This window comes from Nocardioides sp. cx-173 (assembly GCF_021117365.1).
GTDB lineage: Bacteria > Actinomycetota > Actinomycetes > Propionibacteriales > Nocardioidaceae > Nocardioides.
In genome coordinates, this window is the sequence record NZ_CP088262.1 from 2589730 (window position 1) to 2614951 (window position 25222).

General features: G+C 71.8%; 19 protein-coding genes. 4 read left to right on the plus strand and 15 right to left on the minus strand.

The genetic code is table 11. From position 1 onward, the window contains the following. Nucleotides 1-18: 18 nt before the first annotated feature. From pgsA to LQ940_RS12545, 4 genes are all read right to left on the minus strand, one after another. On the minus strand, nt 19-642 hold the full coding sequence (gene pgsA / locus LQ940_RS12530; RefSeq protein WP_308217426.1) for a CDP-diacylglycerol--glycerol-3-phosphate 3-phosphatidyltransferase: 624 nt from the start codon (nt 640-642) through the stop codon (nt 19-21). Next, entirely contained in the window at nt 639-2114 is a 1476-nt protein-coding gene (rimO, locus tag LQ940_RS12535; protein ID WP_231242595.1) for a 30S ribosomal protein S12 methylthiotransferase RimO, read from the minus strand. The genes pgsA and rimO overlap by 4 nt, the downstream gene beginning before the upstream one ends. Before the next feature lie 67 nt (nt 2115-2181). Next, entirely contained in the window at nt 2182-3819 is a 1638-nt protein-coding gene (locus LQ940_RS12540) for a helix-turn-helix domain-containing protein (protein ID WP_231242593.1), read from the minus strand. Further along, nucleotides 3816-6437, minus strand: a complete 2622-nt coding sequence (locus LQ940_RS12545; protein ID WP_231242591.1) for a DNA translocase FtsK — start codon at nt 6435-6437, stop codon at nt 3816-3818. The genes LQ940_RS12540 and LQ940_RS12545 overlap by 4 nt, the downstream gene beginning before the upstream one ends. 262 nt (nt 6438-6699) lie before the next feature. Here LQ940_RS12545 and LQ940_RS21750 point away from each other — a divergent pair, with 262 nt between their 5' ends. Next, the gene (locus tag LQ940_RS21750; protein ID WP_269217210.1) at nt 6700-9798 is read left to right on the plus strand and encodes a M4 family metallopeptidase; all 3099 of its coding nucleotides are present in this window, start codon (nt 6700-6702) and stop codon (nt 9796-9798) included. 85 nt (nt 9799-9883) lie between these two features. Here the strand turns inward: LQ940_RS21750 and LQ940_RS12565 are convergent, their stop codons facing one another. From LQ940_RS12565 to gcvT, 9 genes are all read right to left on the minus strand, one after another. Continuing rightward, on the minus strand, nt 9884-11569 hold the full coding sequence (locus LQ940_RS12565; protein WP_231365025.1) for a ribonuclease J: 1686 nt from the start codon (nt 11567-11569) through the stop codon (nt 9884-9886). A 12-nt stretch (nt 11570-11581) separates the two neighbouring features. Further along, entirely contained in the window at nt 11582-12490 is a 909-nt protein-coding gene (gene dapA / locus LQ940_RS12570; protein WP_231242589.1) for a 4-hydroxy-tetrahydrodipicolinate synthase, read from the minus strand. A 17-nt stretch (nt 12491-12507) separates the two neighbouring features. Then, nucleotides 12508-13425, minus strand: coding sequence for an LLM class F420-dependent oxidoreductase (locus tag LQ940_RS12575; RefSeq protein WP_231242588.1), 918 nt, complete (start codon nt 13423-13425; stop codon nt 12508-12510). A 38-nt stretch (nt 13426-13463) separates the two neighbouring features. After that, a complete protein-coding gene (locus tag LQ940_RS12580; protein WP_231242586.1) occupies nt 13464-13946 on the minus strand; it encodes a dihydrofolate reductase in 483 nt (160 codons plus the stop codon). Beyond that, nucleotides 13943-14749, minus strand: coding sequence for a thymidylate synthase (locus LQ940_RS12585; protein ID WP_231242585.1), 807 nt, complete (start codon nt 14747-14749; stop codon nt 13943-13945). Before LQ940_RS12585 ends, LQ940_RS12580 begins: the two co-directional genes overlap by 4 nt. A gap of 16 nt (nt 14750-14765) precedes the next feature. Continuing rightward, nucleotides 14766-15590, minus strand: coding sequence for a PhzF family phenazine biosynthesis protein (locus LQ940_RS12590; protein WP_231242584.1), 825 nt, complete (start codon nt 15588-15590; stop codon nt 14766-14768). A 38-nt stretch (nt 15591-15628) separates the two neighbouring features. Beyond that, nucleotides 15629-17137 (minus strand): hypothetical protein, encoded by a 1509-nt coding sequence (locus tag LQ940_RS12595; RefSeq protein ID WP_231242582.1) that lies wholly within the window; start codon nt 17135-17137, stop codon nt 15629-15631. 69 nt (nt 17138-17206) lie between these two features. Continuing rightward, entirely contained in the window at nt 17207-17464 is a 258-nt protein-coding gene (locus LQ940_RS12600; RefSeq protein ID WP_231242580.1) for a hypothetical protein, read from the minus strand. Continuing rightward, a complete protein-coding gene (gene gcvT / locus LQ940_RS12605) occupies nt 17461-18567 on the minus strand; it encodes a glycine cleavage system aminomethyltransferase GcvT (protein ID WP_231242578.1) in 1107 nt (368 codons plus the stop codon). Before gcvT ends, LQ940_RS12600 begins: the two co-directional genes overlap by 4 nt. 43 nt (nt 18568-18610) lie before the next feature. Between gcvT and LQ940_RS12610 the strand changes: the two genes are divergently transcribed. Continuing rightward, nucleotides 18611-20119 carry a leucyl aminopeptidase gene (locus LQ940_RS12610; protein ID WP_231242576.1) on the plus strand — a complete coding sequence of 503 codons (1509 nt, stop codon included), beginning with the start codon at nt 18611-18613 and terminating at the stop codon, nt 20117-20119. A gap of 279 nt (nt 20120-20398) precedes the next feature. Here the strand turns inward: LQ940_RS12610 and LQ940_RS12615 are convergent, their stop codons facing one another. Continuing rightward, complete coding sequence (locus tag LQ940_RS12615) at nt 20399-20776, minus strand: hypothetical protein (RefSeq protein ID WP_269211664.1); 378 nt, start codon at nt 20774-20776, stop codon at nt 20399-20401. 141 nt (nt 20777-20917) lie between these two features. On the opposite strand from LQ940_RS12615, the gene lpdA reads away from it, so the two are divergent. Beyond that, nucleotides 20918-22297, plus strand: coding sequence for a dihydrolipoyl dehydrogenase (gene lpdA / locus LQ940_RS12620; RefSeq protein ID WP_231242575.1), 1380 nt, complete (start codon nt 20918-20920; stop codon nt 22295-22297). Between the two features lie 30 nt (nt 22298-22327). Beyond that, on the plus strand, nt 22328-24178 hold the full coding sequence (sucB, locus tag LQ940_RS12625; protein ID WP_231242574.1) for a 2-oxoglutarate dehydrogenase, E2 component, dihydrolipoamide succinyltransferase: 1851 nt from the start codon (nt 22328-22330) through the stop codon (nt 24176-24178). A gap of 66 nt (nt 24179-24244) precedes the next feature. Here the strand turns inward: sucB and LQ940_RS12630 are convergent, their stop codons facing one another. Beyond that, nucleotides 24245-25222, minus strand: a complete 978-nt coding sequence (locus LQ940_RS12630; protein ID WP_231242573.1) for a ribonucleotide-diphosphate reductase subunit beta — start codon at nt 25220-25222, stop codon at nt 24245-24247.

A 25222-nucleotide genomic window follows, 5' to 3' on the forward strand; every position in this document is an offset into this window, starting at 1 on the left:
CCCGCTACGGGATCAGTCTCAGGTGGAGGGTGAGACCGGGCTCGCCCGGCGTGCCCGGCGCACGTCGCGGAAGAACTCGTAGCCCGACCAGAGCGTCATCGCCACCGCGCCCGCGAGCAGCACCTCGAAGAGGTAGAACAGCACCTCGCCAGGGACCTCCAGTGCGCCGTCGAGCTGACGCAGGGGCAGGGTCAGCCCGCCGAGGGCGAGGGCCTGGAGCACGGTCTTGATCTTCCCGCTCTGCGCGGCGGCGATGACGACGTGCTTGAGCACCGAGAGCCGCAGCAGGGTCACGCTCCACTCGCGCAGGAGCACCACGATGGTGACCCACCACCAGATGTCGCCCACGATCGAGAGCCCGATGAAGGCCATGCCGGTGATCGCCTTGTCGGCGATGGGGTCGGCGATCTTGCCGAAGTCGGTGACCAGGTTGCGGGCCCGGGCGATGTCGCCGTCGATCTTGTCGGTGATCATCGCGGCCAGGAAGATCCCGTAGGCCACGCACCGCCACAGGATCGAGTCGCCGCCGTCGACGAGCAGTGCCCAGCCGAAGAACGGCACCATCAGGATGCGCAGCGTGGTCAGGGCGTTCGGCAGGTTCCAGTTGGAGCCGGTGGACATCTGCGGGTCGACGGCGCTCACGTGGCCGTCGCCTCCGCGACCAGGTCGACACCCTCGGTGGCCACGACGAGCGCCGGCACCAGGTCGCCGACGCGGACGCCAGTCGGCAGACCGGTCACGGTCGTGGTGCCGTCGACCTCGGGTCCCTGGTGCGTGCCTCGCCCCTCGGCGACGTCGCCGTCCAGGGACTCGACCAGCACCAGGACCCGCTCGCCGATGCGCTCCTCGGCACGCTGCGCGTTGAGCTCCTCCACCAGAGCGCTCACGTGCTCGAGCCGGGCGCGGACCTCGTCCTCGTCGAGCTTGCCGTCGTAGGACGCGGCCTCGGTGCCGTCCTCGTCGGAGTAGCCGAACACGCCGGTCACGTCCATGCGGGCGGCGACCAGGAAGTCGCACAGCGTCTCCAGGTCGGCCTCGGTCTCGCCGGGGAACCCGACGATGACGTTGGAGCGCACCCCCGCCTGCGGCGCATGGGCCCGGACCTGGTCGAGCAGGCCCAGGAAGCTGTCGGGATCGCCGAAGCGGCGCATCCGCCGCAGCACCGTGGCGCTGGCGTGCTGGAAGGAGAGGTCGAAGTACGGCGCCACCCCGGGCGTGGTCGCGATCGCCTCGATCAGTCCGGGCCGGGTCTCGGCGGGCTGCAGGTAGGAGACCCGGACCCGGTCGACGCCGTCGATCGCCGCGAGCTCCGGCAGCAGGGTCTCGAGCAGCCGAAGGTCGCCGAGGTCCTTGCCGTAGGACGTGGAGTTCTCACTGACCAGGAACAGCTCGCGCGCGCCCTGCTCGGCCAGCCAGCGCGCCTCCTGCAGGACGTCGCTGGGGCGGCGGCTGACGAAGGAGCCACGGAAGGCCGGGATGGCGCAGAACGAGCAGCGCCGGTCGCAGCCACTGGCCAGCTTGAGCGCGGCCATCGGGCCTGCGTCCAGCCGGCGACGTACGGCACGAGGACCGGTCGCCGGGCCACCGAGACCGACCGTGGTGACGTCGGCGGCGTCGCCGTGCCCCGGGACCGGCACCGTGGAGGCCGCGCGCTCCACGGGCGAGATCGGCAGCAGCAGCCGGCGGTCCTGCGGGGTGTGCGGGTGGTGGGTCTCCCCCGCGACGATCGAGCGCAGCCGCGCTGCGATGTCGGGGTAGTCGTCGAAGCCCAGCACCGCGTCGGCCTCGGGCAGCGACTCGGCGAGGTCCTTGCCGTAGCGCTCGGCGAGGCAGCCGACGGCCACGACGGCCTGCGCGCGACCGCCCTGGTCGGCCGACGCCTTGAGGTCGGCGGCCTGGAGCAGGGTGTCGACCGAGTCCTTCTTGGCGGCCTCCACGAAGCCGCAGGTGTTGACCACGACGGTGTCGGCGGTGGCCGGGTCGTCGACGAGCAGGAACCCGTCGGCCTCGAGCCGCCCGGCGAGCTCCTCGGAGTCGACCTCGTTGCGGGCACACCCGAGGGTCACCATCGCCACCGACAGCAGGGGGCGGGAGTCAGTCGTGTGGATGGCCATGATCACTGTCGAGTATGCCCGTCAGCCCTGCCCGCCGTCGAAACGGCGCAGAGCCCCGCACCGCCGCTCAGCGGACGACGTAGGTGGCGGAGGACTCCTGGCCGGTCTTGCCCATCTCGCCGCGGTCGTCGCCGGCGATGCTCACGGTGACCGAGCCGTCGCTGGACTGCACCCGCACGGGTGGCGCGACCTTGAGCGTGACGCTCTGCATGAAGGCGACGGCGCCGTCGTAGACGATGTTGCCGCCGGCGTCGCGGACGACCACGGTCGCACCGCCACCGCTCGCGGTCAGCACGAAGGGCACCTTGGGTGCGTTGGCGCTGGTGCCGTTGGCGAGGCCGCCGCTGGCGTTGAGGCGCGGGCGCTCGTCGACCTTGGTGCCGCCGCTGGTGACCAGGTGGACGATCGAGCCCACGAGCACGACCGCCATCACCGCGGCCACGAGGACCGACCAGTTGGGCCCGCCGCGGGTGCCGCGGATCGACCCGCCGAACCCGGTCGCGAGCTCGGACTCGAACACCCGGCGTGGGTCGACCGGCGCGTCGGCGTACCGCTCGTCGTAGGAGGCGAGCAGCGGCGCCACGTCGACGCCGAGGACCCGCGAGAGCGTGCGCAGGTGACCGCGGGCGTAGAAGTCGCCGCCACAGGGCGCGAAGTCGTCGACCTCGATCGCCTCGATGACGTGCGGACGGATCCGGGTGCGGTCGGCGAGCTGGTCGACGGTGAGACCCAGGCGGGTCCGGGCGGCGGCCAGCTCGGGTCCGATCACCGGGTCGGCGACCAGCGGCACGTCGGACAGGTCGCCGATGACCACCGTGCCGTCGTGCTCGGGACGCAGGTCCTCGCGCGTCCAGGCCTGGGTGTCCTCGGTCGTGAGCGGCCGGACGTTGTCGACCGGCTCCGGCTCCGGGTCGGGCACGTGGCGTGACTCCGACCGGGCCGCGCGCAGCAGGGCCCGCAGCGGGCCGGGGGTGGGGCTGGCCAGCGCCGCCGACACGGCGGGGGCCGCTGCCGGCCCGGCCTCCTCCGTGCGCTCGTCGACCACCTCGTCCTCGACGGGCTGGTCGACGGGCTCGTCCGCGGACTCGCTCACGGGCTCGTCGACGGGCTCGTCGAGGGGGTGGGCGGCGACCGACTCGTCCGTGAGGGGCTCGCTCTCGGCGTCGTCGAGCTCGTCTGCGGGCACCAGGTCGATCTCGACCACGTCGGCGGTGTAGTCGGAGTGGGCGAGCAGGGTGACGGCGAGATCGTCGCCGGCGCCGGTCACGTGGGAGGCGAGGCCCAGGCGGACTCCCCACTCGGTGCCGTCGGCGCCGAAGACGTCGAGCCGGCCGTCGCGCAACGGACCGCGGGGGGCCAGGTGCTCGACGCGCTCGACCTCCGACCACGGCAGGCCGTGCCAGGACCGGCCGCGGCGCACGCGCAGGCCGTGCTCGTCGGCCACCAGCAGCGGCGCGCGGGCGTCGAGCAGCGCGGCGAGATAGACCCCGCCCAGCAGGGCCATGACGCCGAACAGCGACCAGTCGAGGACCGAGCCGGTGTCGGTGGCGCGCACCAGGTAGGCGATCGCCAGCACGGCGCCGGCGACGCCGATGGCGGCGGCCAGCGGCACCCGGCGGCGCACCTCCGTGGTGGCCGGCACGTCGGTCACGTCGGGCTCGTCGGTCTCGTTCTGGGCCACGGCGGTGTTGCTCACGTCGGTCACAGCTCCCCCTGCAAGGTCATGATCACGGCGTCCAGCTCGTCGGGCTTCACCAGCACGTCGCGGGCCTTGGAGCCCTCGCTCGGCCCGACCACTCCCCTGCTCTCCATGATGTCCATCAGCCGGCCGGCCTTGGCGAAGCCGACGCGCAGCTTGCGCTGCAGCATCGACGTCGACCCGAACTGCGTGGTGACCACCAGCTCGATCGCCTGCACGACGAGGTCCATGTCGTCGCCGATGTCGTCGTCGATCTCGCGCTTGCTCTGCGCGGGCGCGGTGACGTCCTCGCGGTAGGTCGGCTCGAGCTGGCCCTTGCAGTGCGCGACGACCTGCGCGATCTCGGCCTCGGTCACCCACGAGCCCTGCACGCGCACCGCCTTCGAGGCGCCCATCGGCAGGAACAGCCCGTCGCCCTGCCCGACCAGCTTCTCGGCGCCGGGCTGGTCCAGGATCACCCGGCTGTCGGCCAGCGAGCTCGTGGCGAACGCCAGCCGCGACGGCACGTTGGCCTTGATCAGACCGGTGACGACGTCCACCGACGGCCGCTGGGTGGCCAGCACCAGGTGGATGCCGGCCGCACGGGCGAGCTGGGTGATGCGGACGACCGAGTCCTCGACGTCGCGCGGGGAGACCATCATCAGGTCGGCGAGCTCGTCGACGATCACCAGCAGGTAGGGGTACGGCGAGAGCACCCGCTCGCTGCCCGGCGGCACCTCGACCTTGCCGGCGCGGACCGCCTTGTTGAAGTCGTCGATGTGGCGGAACCCGAAGTTGGCCAGGTCGTCGTAGCGCAGGTCCATCTCGCGCACGACCCACTGCAGCGCCTCGGCGGCCTTCTTGGGGTTCGTGATGATCGGGGTGATGAGGTGCGGCACGCCCTCGTAGGCGTTGAGCTCGACCCGCTTGGGGTCGACCATGATCATCCGCACCTCGTCGGGCGTGGAGCGCATCAGGATCGAGGTGATCATCGAGTTGATGAACGATGACTTTCCCGAGCCGGTGGCACCGGCCACCAGCAGGTGCGGCATCTTCGCGAGGTTGGCGACGACGAAGCCGCCCTCCACGTCCTTGCCCAGGCCGGCCACCATCGGGTGGTGGTCGGAGCGCGCCGCGTTGGAGCGCAGCACATCCCCGAGCGAGACGATCTCCTTGTCGAGGTTGGGGATCTCGATCCCGATCGCGGACTTGCCGGGGATCGGGCTCAGGATCCGCACGTCGGCGGAGGCCACGGCGTAGGCGATGTTCTTGGAGAGGGCGGTGACCTTCTCGATCTTGACGGCCGGACCGACCTCGACCTCGTAGCGGGTGACCGTGGGGCCGCGGGTGTAGCCCGTGACCTGGGCGTCGATCCCGAACTCGTCCATCACCTGCGTCAGCCGGCCCACGACGTCGTCGCTCGCCTTGGAGCGGGCCTTGTGGACCGACCCGGGCTTGAGGACCTCGTTGCCGGGCAGCGAGTAGGCGATGTCGCCCGACAGCGACAGCTGCTCGACGCGCTGCGGGATCGGCGTGTGCGGAGGCGGCTCGAGGTCGGCCTTCTCCGCCACCACGTCGGGCACGACCGGTGAGTCGGTGTCCATGATCTCGAGACCGGCATCCTCGGCCAGCGCGACGTCGATCGCGTCGGCCTTGCGGCGGCGCTTGGGCTTCTCCTCGACGACCGGGGTGTCGTAGGGGACGTCGCCGGTGTGCGGGTCGACGTCGAGGCCCTTGCGGCCACCGCGGGTGCGGATCGGCTGGGTGGCGTCCAGGCCGTCGTCGTCCTCGTCGTCCAGGTGGCGGCCGAGCGCGGAGTCGCGCAGCGCCGCGAGACGCTCCGGCACCCGGTAGAGCGGCGTGGCGGTGATGACCAGGGTGCCGAAGAACGCGAGCAGCACGAGCAGCGGTACGACGACGTAGGTCGACTGCAGCAGGTCCAGCAGCAGCGAGGAGACGACGAAGCCGACGGCCCCGCCGGCCTGCTGCAGGTTGCTGGAGTCGCCGACGGCGGGCTGGGGGTTGCCGTTGGCGATGTGGACGAGACCGAGGAGGCCCAGCGTGAACGCCGCCCAGCCGACGAGTTGACGGCCCGCGGGGCCGGTGGCGACCGGGTCGCGCATCAGGCGGAGACCGGCGACCACGACCAGCAGCGGCACGAACCAGCCGACCTTGCCGACCGAGCCGGCCACCGCCGTGCGGACGACCTCCATGACGCCGCCGGGCAGCTGGAACCACACCGCGCCCGCCACGACCACGGCGAGCCCGAACAGGAAGAGCCCGCCGCCGTCGCGCCGCTGCTCGGGCTCGAGGTCACGGGCCGTGTGGCCCACGCCCCGGGCGAGCGCGCCGACGCCGTGAGCGATGGCGAGCCACACCGCGGCGAGGCCACGGAAGACGGCGAGGAAGAGTCGGGCGACCGGCCCGGTCCCGGTGCGTACGGCGCGAGGCGCGGGGCGGCCCTTCGCCGGGGTGCGCTTCGCGGCGGCCGTCGTCCGGCCGCGGCTCTTCGCCTGGGTGGTCCTGCTGGGTGACTTCCGGGCACTCCGCGTTCGGGCGCTCGAGCCTCCTCGTCCGCTGCTCGACCTGGACGAAGGCGTGCTCTTGCTCCGCGAACCCGGCGGGGAAGACGTACGGGTCGCCATACGACCAAACTAGGCCACAGTCCCACCAGTCACACGCACCACACGTGCGTGTCGCCGCCCGAGCCGTCGCGGCCCCTGCCGGCGGTCGCCCCAGAGCGCCTCGCCGGACGCGGCGCCCGGTGCCGCGTCACCGCGCCGACATCAGATTGTTTCGCGACGCGGTCCCGAAGCACTAGACCTTGCTGGGGATGTGTACCTAGTGTGCCAATCCGGTGCCCCGGACGACCGAGCCACCGGATCACCCACTCGGGAGGAACAACCAGTGAAATTTCTCAAGACGGGGCTGAGCCTCGTACTTCTCGGAGGCGGCCTGGCGGCGCTTCCTGCGGCGCAGGCCACGGCCACGCCGTCGGCTCCGGGCGCCCCGGACTCCTTGGTGCAGAAGATGCGCAACGAGGCGTCCGGCACTGTCAAGATCACCCAGGACCGGGCCACCGGCAAGATCGGGTTCGTCCGGGCCACGGGCGGCTCGGCCGACCTGCTGCCCGACGTCGACGGTCGCTCCAGCGGGGCGGCGGCCGCCAAGGCTCGCGCCTACCTCGACGACTACGCGCCGGCCTTCGGCGCCACCGCCGCCCAGCTCACCCAGTCCGGCGTCACCACCGGCGACTACGGCTGGACCGTCGACTTCGACCAGTCCTACCGCGGCGTGCCCGTCTTCGGCGCCAAGGTGCGCGCCCACCTCGACCGCCAGGGTGACCTCACCTCGGTCAACGGCTACGCCGCCCCGGGCCTCAAGCTCGACACCACGCCCACGCTGAGTGCGCAGGAGGCAGCCACCCGGGCCGTCGCCATCGTGCGGGCCAAGTCCTCCACGCCCGATGCCCGGGTGGCGAAGACCGGCCTGAAGGCCAAGAACACCGACCTGATGATCTACCGCATGGGCTCGGCGCGCGGCGTCACCGGCGCGCCCGTCCTCAGCTACGTCGTCGAGGTCACCAACAAGACCACGGTGCGCGACATGGTCTTCCTCGACGCGCGCACCGGCAAGATCGTCAACCGCTACTCGATGATGAACGACGCGCTCGACCGCCGGCTCTACGAGGCCTCGGTCGACGACAACGGGACCCCGGCGGACCCCAGCGACGACGAGACCGTCTACACGCTCAAGTACAAGGAGGGCGACCCGCTCCCGGGCACGCTCGACACCGACCAGCTCAACGAGGTCGAGGGCACCGGCGAGGCGTACTGGTTCTTCCGCAACGCCTTCGGCCGCGACTCCTACGACGGCGCGGGCGCCACGATGATCACGGTCAACAACGAGCCGTCGATCAACTGCCCCAACGCCAACTGGAACGGCTCGACCACCAACTACTGCTCGGGCGTGAGCTCGGACGACACCGTGGCTCACGAGTGGGGCCACGCCTACACCGAGTACACCTCGGGACTGATCTACCAGTGGCAGTCGGGCGCCATGAACGAGGCGTTCTCCGACATCTGGGGCGAGAACGTCGACGCGCTCAACACCCGCTACAACGAGGCGCCCGACACGCGTCGCTCCGACGACCCGAGCGTGTGCTCGAAGTACACGCGCGGCGCCGTGGGCCTGACCATCAACAGCCCGGCGGACATCGCCGGTGCGTGCGACGCGGCCCCCGCCGCCTTCGGCCCGGTCTTCGACAAGACCGGCGTCACCACCGACGTCGTCGTGGGCGCACCGCTGGACGGCTGCGCGCCGTTCACCAACGCGGGCGCCATCGCCGGCAAGTTCGTCTACGTCGACCGCGGCACGTGCACGTTCGGCGCGAAGGCCAACGCCGCCGAGGCTGCCGGCGCCACGGGGATCATCATCGGCAACAACGTCGCCGGCGAGGCCCCCTTCTCCCCCTCCGGGCAGGCCGACATCTACGGCGTCATGATCGGGCAGGCCGACGGCGCGAAGATCAAGGGCGCCACGGGCACCGTCAACGTCACGGTCAAGGACATCGACGAGGCGGCCAAGGACGACTCCTACCGCTGGCTCTCCGGCGAGGCCGACCCGGCCTTCGGCGGCGCGATCCGCGACATGTGGAACCCCACCTGCTACGGCGACCCCGGCAAGGTGTCCGACGCGGAGTACAAGTGCTCCGAGGACGACCACGGCGGGGTCCACAGCAACTCCGGTGTCGTCAACCACTCCTACGCCCTGCTGGTCGACGGCGGCACCTACAACGGGGTGACCGTCCCGGGCATCGGGCGCGACAAGGCCTCCGCCATCTACTGGCGGACGCAGAGCGAGTACCTCTTCCCGGTCGCCGACTTCACGGACCTGGCCGACGGCCTCGCGGCGTCCTGCACCGACCTGGTCGGGCAGGAGATCAAGCAGCTGACCCTCGAGCCCAACGCCACCCCGGCCGCGGCGGCGCCCATCACGGCGGCCGACTGCACGTCGGTGGCCCTGATGACCGACGCCGTGGAGCTGCGGCGCGACCCGACCCAGCAGTGCGAGTTCAAGCCGCTGCTGAAGAAGGGCGCACCGTCGCAGTGCGGCAAGAACTTCGTCAGCCGGGCGTCGTACTCGGAGGACTTCGAGGACGGGCTCGCCGGCTGGACCAAGAGCGAGGAGGTCGTGTTCGAGGGTGCCAGCGGCATCCCGTGGGAGGCCAAGTCGGCCGCCCCCGGCAGCCACCCCTCCAAGGTGGCCTACGCTCCGGACCCGCCCGAGGCCGGTGACTGCCAGGCCGGCGCCGACGACGTGTCCAGCCGCAACTCGATCACCAGCCCGGTGATCAAGGTGCCGTCCGGCTCCTCCCCCACGCTGTCCTTCGAGCACTACGTCGCCACGGAGTACGGCTTCGACGGCGGCAACGTGAAGATCAGCGTCGGCGGCGGCGACTTCAAGGTCATCCCGGCCAGCGCCTACCTCTTCAACGCTCCGGGGGCCACCCTGGAGCCGAAGCCCGACAACACCAGCCCGCTGGCCGGCGAGGTCGGCTTCACCGGCACCGACGGCGGCGAGAACCGCGGCTCGTGGGGCAAGTCGATCGTGGACCTGAAGAAGGCCGGCGCCAAGCGCGACCAGCAGGTCCGGATCCGCTTCGACATGGGCCGGGACGGCTGTGGCGGGCTCGACGGCTGGTACGTCGACAACGTCAAGGTCGTCAGCTGCAAGAACAAGACGGCCCTCAACGCCCAGGCCCGCCCCAACGGCCGGGTCGCGGCCCGGCTCAAGGTGATCGGCTCCTCGGCCAAGCCCACCACGATGGTGCGCCTGGTCAAGAACGGCCGGTTCGTCGGCAAGGGCGTCGTCCGGAAGGGCTTCGGGATCATCTCCGTCCGCGGCCTGAAGCCGGGCCGTCACCGCATCGAGGTCCGCTTCGGCGGCTCGGACGCGCTGGCGGCGTCTCGCGACACCGTGACGATCTGGGTCAAGAAGAGGTGACCTGACCGCACCACCACCGAGGCCCCGCCGGAGCGATCCGGCGGGGCCTCGTGCGTCTGCGGCCGGGGCGGCGGCGTCAGGGGCGTCAGGCCTCGATGACCACCGGGATGATCATCGGCCGTCGGCGGTGGGTGCTGCTGACCCAGCGGCCGACGACGCGGCGCACGGTCTGCTGGAGCTGGTAGGCGTCGGTGGTGCCCTCGCTGATGCTGCGGTGGAGCGCATCGATGATCGGCTGCCTGATCTCGTCGAACGACGAGCCCTCCAGGGCGTTGCCACGGGCGTGGATCTCGGGGCCGCCGGAGACCTTGCCGCTCACCGAGTCGACCACGACGATGACCGAGATGAAGCCCTCCTCGCCGAGGATCCGGCGGTCCTTGAGGTCGGACTCGGTGATGTCGCCGACCGAGCTGCCGTCGACGAAGACGTAGCCGCAGGCGACCTTGCCGGCGATCGACGCGACGCCGTCGACCAGGTCGACCACGACGCCGTCCTCCGCGACGACGACGTTCGGTACGCCGGTCAGGCGGGCCAGGTCGGCGTTGGCCAGCATGTGCCGGATCTCGCCGTGGACGGGCAGGACGTTGCGGGGGCGGACGATGTTGTAGCAGTAGAGCAGCTCGCCGGCGCTGGCGTGACCACTGACGTGCACCAGCGCGTTGCCCTTGTGGATCACCCGGGCGCCCAGGCGGGCCAACCCGTTGATGACGCGGTAGACGGCGTTCTCGTTGCCGGGGATCAGGCTGGACGCGAGCAGGACGGTGTCGCCCTCCTCGATGTGGACGAAGCTGTGGGTGCGCTGCGCGATGCGGCTCAGCGCGCTCATCGGCTCGCCCTGCGAGCCGGTCGAGATCAGCACGACCCGATCGGGCGGCAGGGTGGCCAGCTCCTTGGCGTCGACGAGGACACCGGCCGGCACCGTGAGGTAGCCGAGCTCCTTCGCGATGGCCATGTTGCGCACCATCGAGCGGCCGACGTAGGCGACCTTGCGGTCGTGGGCGACGGCCGCGTCGAGGACCTGCTGGACGCGATGGACGTGAGAAGCGAAGCAGGCGACGACGATCCGCTTCGCCGACTCGCGGAACACCTGGTCGATGACGGGGGTGATCGATTTCTCTGCCGGGGTGAAGCCGGGCGTCTCGGCGTTGGTCGAGTCGGTGAGGAAGAGGTCGACGCCCTCCTCCCCCAGCCGCGCGAACGCGCGCAGGTCGGTGATCCGGCCGTCCAGCGGCAGCTGGTCCATCTTGAAGTCGCCCGTGTGCAGCACCAGGCCGGCACCGGTGCGGATGGCGACGGCCAGCGCGTCGGGGATCGAGTGGTTGACCGCCACGAACTCCAGCTCGAACGGCCCGAGCACGAGCCGGTCGCCCTCGCGCACCCGGTGGTGGACGGTCTCCTTGAGCCGGTGCTCGCGCAGCTTGCCGTCCAGCAGGGCCAGCGTCAGCTCGGAGCCGACGAGCGGGATGTCGGGGCGCTCGCGCAGCAGGTACGGCGTGGCGCCGATGTGGTCCTCGTGGCCGTGGGTGAGGACCAGCGCCTCGATGTCGCCGAGCCGGTCGCGGATCGGCTCGAAGTCCGGGAGGATCAGGTCCACGCCCGGGTGGTGGTCCTCGGGGAACAGCACGCCGCAGTCGACGACCAGCAGGCGACCGGCGTACTCGAAGACGGTCATGTTGCGACCGACCTCGCCGAGCCCACCCAGCGGGATCACCCGCAGCGCGCCCTCCGCCAGCTCAGGAGGCGCGGACAACTCGGGGTGCGGATGGCTCACGGGCATCGGCTCTCAGAGGAGTCCCGACTCGGCGAGCCCCGCCCGCAGCGCGGCCACCTCGTCGTCGCTCAGCGGCACCAGCGGCCCCCGCACGTTGCGGTTGTCGAGCACCCCGAGCAGCTGCAGCGCCGCCTTGGCGGTCGTCGCACCGTAGTTGGGGACGCCCATGACGGCGTCGATCGCCGGCAGCATCCGGGTGTAGCCGGCCAGCGCGGTCGCGTGGTCGCCCGCGGCGTAGGCGTCGACCATCTCGCGGATCTGCGAGCCCGCGACGTGCCCGAGCACCGACACGACGCCGGCACCGCCGTGGGCCAGCCAGCCGAGGGTGGAGATGTCGTCGCCGGAGTAGACGGCGTAGCCCAGCTGCATCAGCCGGACGCCGCGCGCGAAGTCGCCGACCGCGTCCTTGACCGCGACGACGCTGTCCCACTCGATGGCGGCCTCGTAGGTCTCCATCGCGATCGTGGTGCCGGTGCGGCCGGGCACGTCGTAGAGCATGACCGGCACGTCGGCGGCCTCGACGACGCTGCGGAAGTGGTGCAGGACGCCGGCCGGGCTGGGCTTGTTGTAGTACGGCGTGACCAGCAGCAGGCCGTCGGCGCCGATCTTCTCCGCCTGTCGGGCGAGCTCGACGGAGTGCGCCGTCGCGTTGGTGCCGACGCCGGCGACGACGACCGCCCGGTCGCCCACGGCGTCCTTGACCGCGGCCAGGATCTCGCCGTCCTCGGAAACCGACGTGGTCGGCGACTCGCCCGTCGTACCGGAGACCACGACACCGTCGTGCCCGTGGTCGACGAGGTGGGCGGCGATGCGGGCAGTGCCGTCGAGGTCGACGGAGCCGTCGTCGTGGAAGGCCGTCGCCATCGCCGTGAGGACCCGGCCGAAGGGCGCCGGCGAGGTGGGTGCGGGCGTCGTGGTCATGGGTCCCAGGCTATCGCTCACACGTGCGGCATCACGGCAGCCGCCACCAGGCGGAGGTGGTCGAGGTCCGTGAGGTCGAGCACCTGCAGATAGAGCCGCTCGCTGCCCAGCGCCGCATAGCGACCGATCTTGTCGACGACCTCGTCCGGCGTCCCGGCCAGACCGTTCGTGCGCAGCTCGTCCTTGTCCCGGCCGATCGCCTTCGCCCGGCGCTCCACCTCGGCCTCGTCCGCGCCGACGCAGAGCACCAGGGCGTTGGAGTAGACCAGGTCGTCGGAGTCACGGTCGGCGGCCTCGCACGCCGCGCGCACCCGCGCGAGCTGCGCCGTGGTCGTCTCCTCGTCGACGAAGGGCAGGTTGAACTCGTCGGCGTACGCCGCCGCGAGCGCCGGCGTACGCCTCTTGCCCAGGCCGCCGATGAGGACCGGCGGCTTCGCCTGCGCAGGCTTGGGCAGGCCCGGTGAGTCCGTCACCCGGTAGTGCGCACCCTCGTGGGTGAACCCGCCCTCGGTGGCCCAGAGCCCGGTGATGATCGCCAACTGCTCCTCGAGCCGGTCGAAGCGCTCCGCCGTGCTCGGGAACGGGATGCCGTACTTGGTGTGCTCCTCGGCGAACCAGCCGGCGCCGATGCCGAGCTCCACCCGTCCACCGCTCATCTGGTCGACGTTGGCGACGCTGATCGCCAGCGGTCCCGGCAGCCGGAAGGTGGCGCTGGTCATCAGCGTGCCGAGGCGGATGGTGCTGGTGTCGCGCGCCAGCCCGGCCAGCGTGATCCACGCGTCGCTCGGCCCGGGCAGCCCGTCGGTGCCCATGCCGAGGTAGTGGTCGGAGCGGAAGAACGCCCCGAAGCCGAGTCGCTCGGCCTCCAGCGCCACCGCGAGCAGGTCGTCGTACGTGGCCCCCTGCTGGGGCTCGGTGAATACCCGAAGTTCCATGGGTCCACTGTGCCAGGTGGCGGTTTCATCAAGGTCCGTCAGGACCGGGTGAGCCAGACGACGTCGCGGTCGGGGAAGGTGTCGCGGCGCCGCTCGAGCCAGTCGTGACGGTCGAACTCGGGGTAGCAGGTGTCGCCGTCGGGGGTGAGGTGGACCTCGGTGAGGACCTGCTCGTCGGCCAGCGGCATCGCCTCCGCGTAGACCAGCGCGCCGCCGACGATCATGACGTCGCCGCCGAGGCCGTCGGCGAGCTCGAGGGCGGCGGGAAGCGACGGTGCGACGAGGACGCCGTCGGCGGACCAGGAGGGGTCGCGGGTGAGGACGACCGTGGTGCGTCCGGGCAGCGGCCGGCCGATCGAGTCGTACGTCGCGCGCCCCATCACCAGCGTGTGGCCCAGCGTGACGCGCTTGAAGTGGGCGAAGTCCTCGGGGATCCGCCACGGGATGCCGCCGTCGACACCGATCACGCCGTTGTCCGCCACGGCGGCCACCATGACGACGCGCTTGCCCCCGGGCGTCATACGGCGATGGGCGCCTTGATGCCGGGATGCGGGTCGTAGCCCTCGAGCGAGATGTGCTCGAGGTCGAACTCGTCGAGCGCCGTCACGGATGGGTCGAGGCGCAGGGTGGGCAGCGGGCGCGGGTCGCGGGTGAGCTGCAGCCGCGCCTGGTCGAGGTGGTTGGTGTAGAGGTGGGCGTCGCCGAAGGTGTGCACGAAGTCGCCGACCTCGAGCCCGGTCACCTGGGCCACCATGTGCGTGAGCAGCGCGTACGACGCGATGTTGAACGGCACGCCGAGGAACACGTCGGCGGAGCGCTGGTAGAGCTGGCACGACAGGCGGCCGCCGGCCTCGGACGGGGCGACGTAGAACTGGAACATCGTGTGGCACGGCGCCAGCGCCATCTGCGGGATGTCGGCGACGTTCCAGGCGGAGACGAGGTGGCGGCGCGAGTCGGGGTCGCGGCGGATCTGCTCGACGACCTGCGCGATCTGGTCGATGTGGCGACCGTCGGGGGTCGGCCAGGAGCGCCACTGGTAGCCGTAGACCGGCCCCAGGTCCCCGTCCGGGTCGGCCCACTCGTCCCAGATCGTCACGCCGCGGTCCTGCAGCCACTTGACGTTGGTGTCGCCGCGCAGGAACCACAGCAGCTCGGCGAAGATCGAGCGGGTGTGCACCTTCTTGGTGGTCACGAGCGGGAAGCCCTCGCTCAGGTCGAAGCGCATCTGGTGGCCGAACACCGACCGGGCGCCGGTGCCGGTGCGGTCGCCCTTCTCGACCCCGTCGTCGAGGACGCGCTGGAGGAGGTCGAGGTACTGCTGCATGGGCCCAACCTACCGCTCAGAGGGCGACGGTCCCGGCGATGGTCGTGAGGGTGTCGCCGCCCACCCAGACCGCGCCGTCGGCCACCGACACGTGGACCCGGCCACGGCGTCCGATCGCGGTGCCCTGCGAGGCGACGTACGACGTCGGCAGCCTGCTGCCGGCCAGCCACTGGGCCAGCCCGGCGTTGAGGCTGCCGGTGACCGGGTCCTCCGGGACCCCCAGCCCGGGGCAGAACGCGCGCACCTCGACGGCGGCCTCCCCGCCGTCCGGATACCGGCCGACGACGCCGACCTTGAGCCCGTCGAAGGCGCCGAGGTCGGGGCGGCAGGCCAGGACCGCGGCCGCGTCGGCCAGCAGCACGCCGAGCCAGCCGGGGCCGTTGTCCACCCAGGCCGCGTCCACGATCGCCTGCTCGTCGACGCGCAGGGCGCGGGCCACCCGGCCGAGGTCACCGGCGTCCACCGGGCCGGAGCGCACCAGCGGCGGGCCCGCGAAGGCCAGCCGCTCGCCGCGGCGTACCGGGACCAGCCCGGCGCCGCACTCCTGGACGACGACGTCTGCGGACCGGGGCGCGCCACCGGCCTCCAGCCAGGCATGGGCACTGCCGAGCGTGGGATGCCCGGCGAAGGGCAGCTCGCGGCCGGGGGTCCAGATGCGCAGGCGGTAGTCGGCTGCCGGGTCGGTGGGCGTCAGCAGGAACGTCGTCTCCGACAGGTTGGTCCAGCGCGCGAACCGCGCCATCTGCGCGTCGTCCAGGCCGTCGGCGTCGTGCACGACCGCGACCGGGTTGCCGAGCAGCGGCTCGGCGGAGAACACGTCGACCTGTCGGAACCCGCGCATGGCCCCGACGCTACTGGTCCACCCTCAGTGGGCCGGTGTCAGTGGGCCAGCGCCGACGGCAGGATCCGGGGAAAGGAGACCCGCGTCGAGCAGGTGACCTCCGCGACGAGGTCCGACAGCGGGCAGGTGACGACCAGGACGCTGCCGGCGCTGGAGATGCGCAGACCCTCGTCCGGGTCGGCCGAGGGCCGCCCCACGAAGTACGTCGCCACCCCGCGTCGATCGAGGCTGGCGGCGAGCACCTCGGAGCCCGGTGCCAGGCCGGTGTCGACCTCCGCGCCGTCGAGGGTGTCGAAGATCCGGACCGGGCCTTCGGGGCCGCCCTCGCGCGTCAGGAGGTAGTCACCCTCGGGCGACAGCTGCCCACCGAACCCGGGCACGACCGTGCCCGGGACCGCCCCGATGCGGCTGATCTCCACGGCGCCCGGGAGCTGGTAGACGAGGGTCGGACCAGCCGCGTCGAGGAGCCCGGGGCGGCCCATCAGGACCAGGGCCCCAGGATCCTCAGCCTCTGCCTGGAGGGAGGAGAACCCGGCGGCGTCCTCGACGTAGACGACACCGGCGTCCACCGCGATCACGCGCGCCGGCTCGCGCACCGGCGCCGCGGCCACGACCTCGCGCGAGGCGACGTCGAACACCCGCAGCTCGGCTCCGTCGTCGTCACCGCCGCCCGTCTGCACCCACGCCACCAGGCCGTCCACCGCCGAGGCGGCGAAGACGCCGTCTCGGTCCTGGCGGCCCAGCAGCGTGCGGTCGCCCTCGGTGTCGACGAGGACCACTGATCCGTCGGTGGCGGCGTAGACCGCGCCCTGCTCCAGCTGGACGAAGCTCTCGAGGTCGCCGATGCCCAGAGCCACCCGGTCCAGACGCAGGGTGCCGTCGGAGTACCAGCCGACCCCGACGGGGTTCGCGACCCGCTCCGCCTCGACGTCAGGCAGGTCGGCCGGCGGGCCGGGGCGCTCGGCCGACCACGTCCAGGCACCCGCGACGAACGCGAGCACCGCGAGGGCCAGCGCCGAGCGGCGCGCCAGTCGCCGTCGCCGGCTCCGTCGCTCGACCCGCTCACGGGCCGCCACGTCGGCCAGCAGCAGCGGCGGCACGGGGACCGAGTCCGCCGCCCGGCGTACCTCCTCGGCGAGCTCCCCGGCCGGGACAGCGCCGGCGTCGCCCAGCAGCCAGCCGACCTGGTCGTCGTCCAGGCCGGTGGTGACCGGCAGCACCACCGCCGCGCGCTGCGGCTCGCTCAGTCGGTCGAGCCGCGCCCGAAGCTCCGGCCAGCCCGGGTCGAGCGGCTCGAGCTCCCCGTCGACGGCGTGCCCCTGCCATCGGCCGGCAGCGTCATGCAGGGCGTCCAGCAGCAGGCGGAAGGTGTGCTCGTCCAGATCGCCCAGCTCGTCACGGCGCCGCCAGTCGCCGCGCAGCCGGGCCAGCGCGCTCAGCCCGACGTCGCTCGCCTCCGCGGGCGGCGCGCCCAGGAGGACCAGCGAGCGGACCAGCGACGGCCAGCGCGCCAGGGCGTACGCCGAGAAGTCGGCGTCGTTGCGCATCGCTGGCCTCCTGTCGCCTCCCCGTGCGGGTCACGAGGTGTTCGGAGCGGCGGCCTCGCCGGATCGCGCTCAGGCGTGCAGCGACATCGGCCCGTAGACCTGACGGTCGTGCTCGAAGAGCGTGACCGCGTCGACGCCCTCGGCGGCGAGCTCGGCCCAGATCTCCCCGACCCACGACTCGGCGTCCGCCTGGCTGGCGAAGCGCTGGTCGGCGTACTCCGCGGTCACGGAGACGACCTCGCCGGCGGCGTTCTCCAGCCGCCACGTCCAGGGGCGCTCGGTGGGAGTGGGCGGGCGGAAGGTGGGCGGCTGGTCCGGCAGGTTCATGACTCCCTCACCGACGTGTCCACGAACGGCGGCTTGGTCAACTTGAAGATCTCGCGGCGCCCGCGGACGTCGACGCCGACCTCGGCCTCGGGATGGATCTCGGAGGGCAGCAGGGCCAGCCCGATGCCCTTCTTGAGGGTGGGCGAGAAGGTGCCGGAGGTGATCTCGCCGAGCATCACGTCGGGGGTGAGGCTGACCATCATGTGCGGGCGCGGGATGGCTCGGCCCATGGCGACCAGGCCGCGCAGCGTGCGCTTCGGGCCCGCCTCCCGCTCGGCGAGGAGCACCTCGCGCCCCCAGAACGCCTCCTTCTTCCAGCCGACCGCCCAGCCGAGGCGCGCCTCGTTGGGGGTGACGTCGAGGGAGATCTCCTGCCCGTGGAGCGGGTAGCCCATCTCGGTGCGCAGGGTGTCGCGCGCCCCCAGCCCGCAGGCGAGCATGTCGTAGGGCGCACCGGCCGCCAGGAGCGCGTCCCACAGGGCCTCGGCGACGTCGTTGGCGGCGATCAACTCATAGCCGCGCTCGCCGGTGTAGCCCGTGCGGCACACCACGACGCCCACGCCCTCGAACTCCGCTTCGACGAAGCTCATGTAGTCGTGGCCGACCGGCAGGCCCACGGCGGAGAGCACCTCGTCCGACCTCGTGCCCTGCACGGCGAGCACGACGTAGTCGCGGTGGTGGTCGGCCACGGTGACCCCCGTGGGCGCCTGCGCGGCCAGGCGGCGTACGACCTCCGCGGTGTTGGCGGCGTTGGGCACCAGCAGCACGTGCTCGTCGTCGCGGTAGTAGGCGATCAGGTCGTCCACCACGCCGCCGGAGGCGTCGTCGCAGCACAGCGTGTACTGCGCCTGCCCCGGCCCGATCCTGCCCAGGTCGTTGCTCAGCGTGCGGTTGACGTAGTCGGCGGCGCCCGGGCCGCTGACCATCGCCTTGCCCAGGTGGCTCACGTCGAAGATCCCGACCGAGGTCCGCACGGCCGTGTGCTCCTTGACGACACCGGAGGCGTACTCGAGCGGCATCGACCAGCCGCCGAACTCGGCGAACTTCGCCCCCAGGGCGGCGTGGCGGTCGTGGAGCGGGGAGCGCAGCAGTTCCTCGGCCATGGCGCGAACCTACCCCAGCGCCGAGGCGGGTTAGTCTGCCGCGGTGACTTCGTCCTACACCCTGCGCAACGCCAGCCCCGCCAAGTCCCGAGCCGACGTGGTCGTCGTCGGGGTCGTGTCCACGGCCAAGGGGCCGCAGGTCGCGCCGGGGGGTGAGGACGTCGCCAAGGTCTACGGCCGCAAGTTCGCACCGCTGCTGGCCACGCTCGGGGTGAAGGGCAAGGCCGGCGAGCTGGTCAAGCTGCCCACCTCCGGCGCGATCGCCGCACCGGTGCTGCTGCTCGCCGGTCTCGGGGACGACGTCACCCCCGAGGCCGTACGTCGCGCCGCCGGCGGCGCCGCGCGGGCGGCCGGCAACGCCGCCTCGGTGGCGCTGGCGCTGCCCGCCGACTCCCCCGAGCTCGTCCGGGCCGTGGCCGAGGGCCACCAGCTGGGCGCCTACACGTACACGGCGTACAAGAGCCAGACCGAGGACGACTCCCCCGGCACGGTGGTGGTGCTGACCGCGGGCGCCCGGCGCAAGGAGGTCACCACGGCGTTCGAGGAGGCGCAGGTCGTGGTGCGCGCGGTGGTGCAGACGCGCGACTGGATCAACACCCCTCCCGGCGACCTCACGCCGCCCGTGTTCGCCGAGGCGGCCGTCGAGTCGGGCAAGGAGTGGACGAAGGGTCGCGGCGCGCCGAAGGTGAGCGTCAAGGTCCTCGACGAGAAGCGGCTCGCCGAGCTGGGCTGCGGCGGCATCCTCGGGGTGGGCCAGGGCTCCTCCGCCCCGCCGCGCCTGGTCGAGATGACCTACTCCCCCCGCAAGCCCGTCTGCCACCTCGCGCTCGTCGGCAAGGGCATCACCTTTGACTCCGGCGGCCTGACCATCAAGCCCGCGCAGGGCATGCAGGAGATGAAGAGCGACATGTCCGGCGCCGCGGCGGTCATCCAGGCGACGTACGCCATCGCCGCACTCGGACTGCCGATCAAGGTCAGCACCTTCGCGGCCATGGCCGAGAACATGGTCTCCGGCAGCTCGATCCGCCCCGGCGACGTGCTCACCCAGTACGGCGGCAAGACCGTCGAGGTGCTCAACACTGACGCCGAGGGCCGCCTGGTGCTCGCCGACGCGCTGGTGCGGGCCACCGAGGTGAAGCCCGACGTCGTGCTCGACGTGGCCACGCTGACCGGTCACATGGTCCTGGCGCTCGGCGACCGCATGGCCGGGGTCATGGGCAGCGACGACATCGTCCGTGACGTGATCGCCGCCTCGGCGGTGGCCGGCGAGGACCACTGGCCGATGCCGATCCCCGACGGGATGGTCGAGCGGGTCAAGGGCAGCAAGATCGCCGACCTGGCCCAGCACGACTGGGTGCGCTGGGGCGGCGGCCTGTACGCCGGCACCTTCCTGCGCGAGTTCACCGCCGGCCTGCCGTGGGCCCACCTCGACATCGCCGGCACCGCCTTCAACTCCGGCGGCCCCCGCGGCCACCTGACCTCCGGCGGCACCGGCTGGGGCGTCGCCACCCTCGTCGAGTACGCCCGGGCCCTCTCGGAGAAGAAGCCCTGACCCACGCTGGTCGAGCCGCCACGGTGGTTGAGGTGCGAGCGAAGCGAGCCGCCACGGTGGTTGAGGTGCGAGCGAAGCGAGCCGCCACGGTGGTTGAGGTGCGAGCGAAGCGAGCCGCCACGGTGGTTGAGGTGCGAGCGAAGCGAGCCGCCACGGTGGTTGAGGTGCGAGCGAAGCGAGCCTCGAAACCACCCCCGCGTACTCCGAGGCCGCTTCCCAGCTCACCGGGTTTCGAGGCTCGTCGCTGACGCTCCTCGCACCTCAACCACCGGTAGCGACCTACAGCCCCTGCTCCTTGCGCAGCTGCTTCTGCCGGCTGTTGTAGTCGCGCATGCGCTGCGGGATGCCGACCACGGCGGCGTCGTAGGACGGCACCTGGTGCCGGTTGGCGAAGTCGTGCGCCCACTTGACCGACGGCACCCGGCGGCGGGTCCACTCGCCGTCGTGCGCGACGAGCAGCAGGGTCACGTCGCTGACCGCCGTCCGCGGCTCGACGAAGCCCTCGACACCGCGACGGGACACCACGAAGTCATGCAGGTGCGCCTCGTCTACCTTGTCCGCGGCGCGCACCCGGGTCGAGCCGGTGCGCGACGCGTCCTTGGCCGGGCTGCTCATGCGCGTGCGCGCGCCTCGCCGGAAGCGGTCCAGGAAACCCATGGCCTCAGTCTGCCCTCCCGAGGGTGATCGCGTCCGCAGGACGCGTCGCAGGGGCGTCACGTCCGAGGCCACGAGGCCGGTGTTGTGGCGCTCGACAGAAGTGCAAGGATGGGGCGCACATCACTGGCGGAGGGGACTGGCGTGACTGAGGCGGACTTCGACGTGCTCATCCTCGGGGCGGGCTCGGGCGGGTACGCCTGTGCCTTGCGCGCGTCCCAGCTCGGCCTCACCGTCGGCCTGGTGGAGAAGGACCGGCTGGGCGGCACCTGCCTGCACGTCGGGTGCATCCCCACCAAGGCGCTGCTGCACGCCGCCGAGGTCGCCGACTCCGCGCGCGAGTCCGAGCAGTTCGGCGTCCGGGCCACCCTCGAGGGCATCGACATGGCCGGGGTCAACTCCTACAAGGACGGCGTCGTCTCCCGCCTGTTCAAGGGCCTGACCGGGCTGATCTCCTCGCGCGGCATCACCGTCCTCGAGGGCGAGGGTCGCGTCACCGGCGACCGGCAGGTCACCGTCGGCGACCGCGCCTACACCGGCCGGCACCTCGTGCTCGCCTCCGGCTCCTACGCCAAGTCGCTGCCGGGCCTCGACATCGACGGCGAACGGATCCTCACCTCCGAACATGCGCTGCGGCTGGACCGGGTACCCGCCTCCGTGATCGTGCTCGGCGGCGGCGTCATCGGCTGCGAGTTCGCCAGCGTCTGGAAGAGCTTCGGCGCCGACGTCACCATCGTCGAGGCGCTGCCCCGGCTGGTGGCGGCCGAGGACGAGGCGTCCTCGAAGGCGCTCGAGCGCGCCTTCCGCAAGCGCAAGATCGCGTTCCGCACCGGCACGCCGTTCCAGAGCGTCAAGACCACCGACACCGGCGTCGCCGTGACGGTCGAGGGCGGCGACGTGATCGAGGCCGAGCTGCTGCTCGTCGCGGTCGGCCGCGGTCCGAGCACGTCTGGCCTGGGCTACGAGGAGCTCGGCGTCGAGATGGAGCGGGGCTTCGTGCTCGCCGACGAGCGCTGCCGCACCAACGTCGAGGGCGTCTACGCCGTCGGCGACATCGTCCCCGGCCTGCAGCTGGCCCACCGCGGCTTCCAGCAGGGCATCTTCGTCGCCGAGGACATCGCCGGCCTCGACCCGCGCCCGATCGATGAGACCGCCATCCCCCGGGTCACCTACAGCCACCCGGAGATCGCCTCGGTGGGCCTCAACGAGTCCGCGGCTGCCGACCAGTACGGCGCCGACGGCATCGAGACGCTCACCTACGACCTCGGCGGCAACGGCAAGAGCCAGATCCTCAAGACCCAGGGCTTCGTCAAGCTGGTCCGCCAGAAGGACGGTCCCGTCGTGGGCGTCCACCTGGTCGGCGACCGGGTCGGCGAGCTCATCGGCGAGGCCCAGCTCATCTACAGCTGGGAGGCCCACGCGGAGGACGTCGCGCCGCTGGTCCACGCCCACCCCACCCAGAACGAGGCTCTCGGAGAGGCGCATCTCGCACTCGCCGGCAAGCCCCTGCACGCCCACTCCTGATTCCCCACCACGAGCTCACGAAGGAACTCCATGGCCACCGAAGTCAACCTCCCGGCACTCGGCGAGTCCGTCACCGAGGGCACCGTCACCCGCTGGCTCAAGCAGGTCGGCGACTCCGTCGCCGTCGACGAGCCGTTGCTGGAGGTCTCCACCGACAAGGTCGACACCGAGATCCCCTCGCCGGTCGCGGGCACCCTGCTCGAGATCAAGGCGCAGGAGGACGACACCGTCGAGGTCGGCGCGATCCTCGCGGTGATCGGCGACGAGGGTGAGTCCGCCGGCGACGCCGACGAGTCCGCGGAGCCCGAGGCGCAGCCGAAGGACGAGGAGCAGGCCGAGAAGAAGGAGCAGCAGGAGGCCGAGATCGAGGACGAGGAGTCCTCCGACGGCCCCGCGCAGCAGGAGCCCGAGCCCGAGGCGCCCGCCGCCTCGTCCGACGACAGCGGCTCCGGTGGCGGCGGTGGCGGGGGCGGTACGTCGGTCACGCTCCCGGCGCTCGGCGAGTCCGTCACCGAGGGCACCGTCACGCGCTGGCTGAAGTCCGTCGGCGACGACGTCGCCGTCGACGAGCCGCTGCTCGAGGTCTCCACCGACAAGGTCGACACCGAGATCCCCTCCCCCGTCGCCGGCAAGCTCCTCGAGATCAAGGTCGAGGAGGACGAGACGGTCGAGGTAGGCGCCGAGCTGGCCGTGATCGGCTCCGGCGACGACGCTCCCGCCCAGGCCGAGCCCGAGGCCCGGCCCCAGGACGAGGAGCAGGCCGAGAAGAAGGAGCAGCAGGAGGCCGAGCCCGCCGAGGAGAAGGCGGAGCCCGAGCCCGAGGAGAAGGCGGAGCCCGAGCCCGAGAAGGAGCCCGAGCCCGAGCCGGCCGAGGAGACTGAGCCCGCCGCCGAGAAGGCGCCCGAGCCCAGCGCCCAGTCGCCGAGCACCGGCGAGGGTGAGCCCGCGCCCAGCGCCGACAGCGGCGGCTATGTCACCCCGCTCGTACGCAAGCTGGCCGGCCAGCACGGCGTCGACCTGGCGTCGGTGTCCGGCACCGGCGTGGGCGGCCGCATCCGCAAGCAGGACGTCCTGGACGCCGCCAAGGCCAAGGAGGCACCGGCCGCCGCACCCGCGGCCGCCGCACCCGCCGCCTCCGCGCCGTCGGCCCCCAGCGTCACGCCGTCCCCTCTGCGCGGCACGACCGAGAAGATCAGCCGGCTGCGCAAGATCATCGCCGAGCGGATGCTCGACTCGCTTCACTCGGGCGCCCAGCTCACGCAGGTCATCGAGGTCGACGTCACCCGGATCGCCCGCCTGCGCGAGGCGTCCAAGGCCGACTTCCTGGCGCGTGAGGGCGTGAAGCTGTCGTACCTGCCGTTCTTCGCCAAGGCCGCGATCGACGCGCTCAAGCAGCACCCCAAGCTCAACGCGACGATCGACACCGACGCCGGCACGATCACCTACTACGACCGCGAGAACCTCGCGTTCGCCGTCGACACCGAGAAGGGCCTCATCACCCCGGTCGTCAAGGACGCCGGCGACCTCTCGATCGCCGGGCTGGCCAAGAAGATCGCCGACGTCGCCGAGCGCACCCGCACCAACAAGATCGGCCCCGACGAGCTCGGCGGCGGCACGTTCACGATCACCAACCTCGGCAGCGTCGGCGCCCTGTGGGACACGCCGATCATCAACAAGCCGCAGGTCGCCATCCTGGGCCCGGGCGCGGTCGTCAAGCGCCCGGTCGTGATCGACGACCCCGACCTCGGCGAGACCATCGCCGTGCGTCACATGGTCTACCTCGCGCTGACCTACGACCACCGCCTGGTCGACGGCGCCGACGCGGGCCGCTTCCTGCAGGACGTCAAGAAGCGCCTCGAGGCCGGCGTCTTCGAGATCTGAGCCGGACCCGGTCCACCCCACGCTGACCCGTCAGAAACTTTCTGACGGGTCAGCGTGGGCTTGGGGCTAGAAGTCCTCGTCGAAGCCGACCGATCCGGTGACGCCGACCTGGTAGGCCGAGACCTTGCGCTCGAAGAAGTTCGAGAGCTCCTGGACGTCCTGCAGCTCCATGAAGGCGAGCGGGTTCTTCGAGCCGTAGATGACCGGCAGGTCGAGGCGCTCCATCCGGCGGTCTGCCACGTACTCCAGGTAGGTGCGCATGTCGGCCGTCGACAGCCCGGCCACGCCTCCGCCGAGGAGGTCCTCGGCGAAGGTCGCCTCGGCCTCCACCCCGTCGATGAGCATCTGCCGTACGTCGGCGGCCATCTGCTCGTCGAAGAGCCCGGGCTCCTCGGCGCGCACGGTGTCGACCACGTCGAAGGCGAACGCCATGTGCATCGACTCGTCGCGGAACACCCAGTTGGTCCCCGATGCCAGGCCGTTGAGCAGGCCCCGCGAGCGCAGGAAGTAGACGTAGGCGAACGCGCCGTAGAAGAACAGGCCCTCGATGACCGCCGCGAAGCAGATCAGGTTGAGCAGGAACCTGCGGCGGTGCTCGCGGGTCTGCAGCTCGTCGAGGTCGAAGACCGAGTCGATCCACCGGAAGCAGAAGTCCGCCTTGGTCTTGATCGACGCGATGTTGTCGACGGCCGCGAACGCCTCGTGGCGCTCCGCCTCGTCGGGCACGTAGGTGTCGAGCAGGGTCAGGTAGAACTGCACGTGCACGGCCTCCTCGAAGAGCTGCCGCGACAGGTACAGGCGGCCCTCCGGGGAGTTGATGTGCTGGTACAGGTTGAGCACCAGGTTGTTGGCCACGATCGTGTCGCCGGTGGCGAAGAACGCCACCAGCCGTGACACCAGGTGCCGCTCGGCGTCGGTGAGCCGCTGCAGGTCCTTGAGGTCGGAGTGCAGGTCCACCTCCTCGACGGTCCAGGTGTTCTTGATCGCGTCGCGGTAGCGGTCGTAGAAGTGCGGGTAGCGCATGGGACGCAGGGTCAGGCTCAT

Coding starts and splice junctions, on each gene's coding strand:
- LQ940_RS12630 (WP_231242573.1), bottom strand. CDS start 25,222: ATGAGCCTGACCCTGCGTCCCATGCGCTACCCGCACTTCTACGACCGC.
- sucB (WP_231242574.1), top strand. CDS start 22,328: ATGGCCACCGAAGTCAACCTCCCGGCACTCGGCGAGTCCGTCACCGAG.
- gcvT (WP_231242578.1), bottom strand. CDS start 18,567: ATGGCCGAGGAACTGCTGCGCTCCCCGCTCCACGACCGCCACGCCGCC.
- LQ940_RS12545 (WP_231242591.1), bottom strand. CDS start 6,437: ATGGCGACCCGTACGTCTTCCCCGCCGGGTTCGCGGAGCAAGAGCACG.
- LQ940_RS12580 (WP_231242586.1), bottom strand. CDS start 13,946: ATGACGCCCGGGGGCAAGCGCGTCGTCATGGTGGCCGCCGTGGCGGAC.
- LQ940_RS12590 (WP_231242584.1), bottom strand. CDS start 15,590: ATGCGCGGGTTCCGACAGGTCGACGTGTTCTCCGCCGAGCCGCTGCTC.
- LQ940_RS12600 (WP_231242580.1), bottom strand. CDS start 17,464: ATGAACCTGCCGGACCAGCCGCCCACCTTCCGCCCGCCCACTCCCACC.
- LQ940_RS12615 (WP_269211664.1), bottom strand. CDS start 20,776: ATGGGTTTCCTGGACCGCTTCCGGCGAGGCGCGCGCACGCGCATGAGC.
- LQ940_RS12585 (WP_231242585.1), bottom strand. CDS start 14,749: ATGCAGCAGTACCTCGACCTCCTCCAGCGCGTCCTCGACGACGGGGTC.
- LQ940_RS12575 (WP_231242588.1), bottom strand. CDS start 13,425: ATGGAACTTCGGGTATTCACCGAGCCCCAGCAGGGGGCCACGTACGAC.
- rimO (WP_231242595.1), bottom strand. CDS start 2,114: ATGGCCATCCACACGACTGACTCCCGCCCCCTGCTGTCGGTGGCGATG.
- dapA (WP_231242589.1), bottom strand. CDS start 12,490: ATGACCACGACGCCCGCACCCACCTCGCCGGCGCCCTTCGGCCGGGTC.
- LQ940_RS12595 (WP_231242582.1), bottom strand. CDS start 17,137: ATGCGCAACGACGCCGACTTCTCGGCGTACGCCCTGGCGCGCTGGCCG.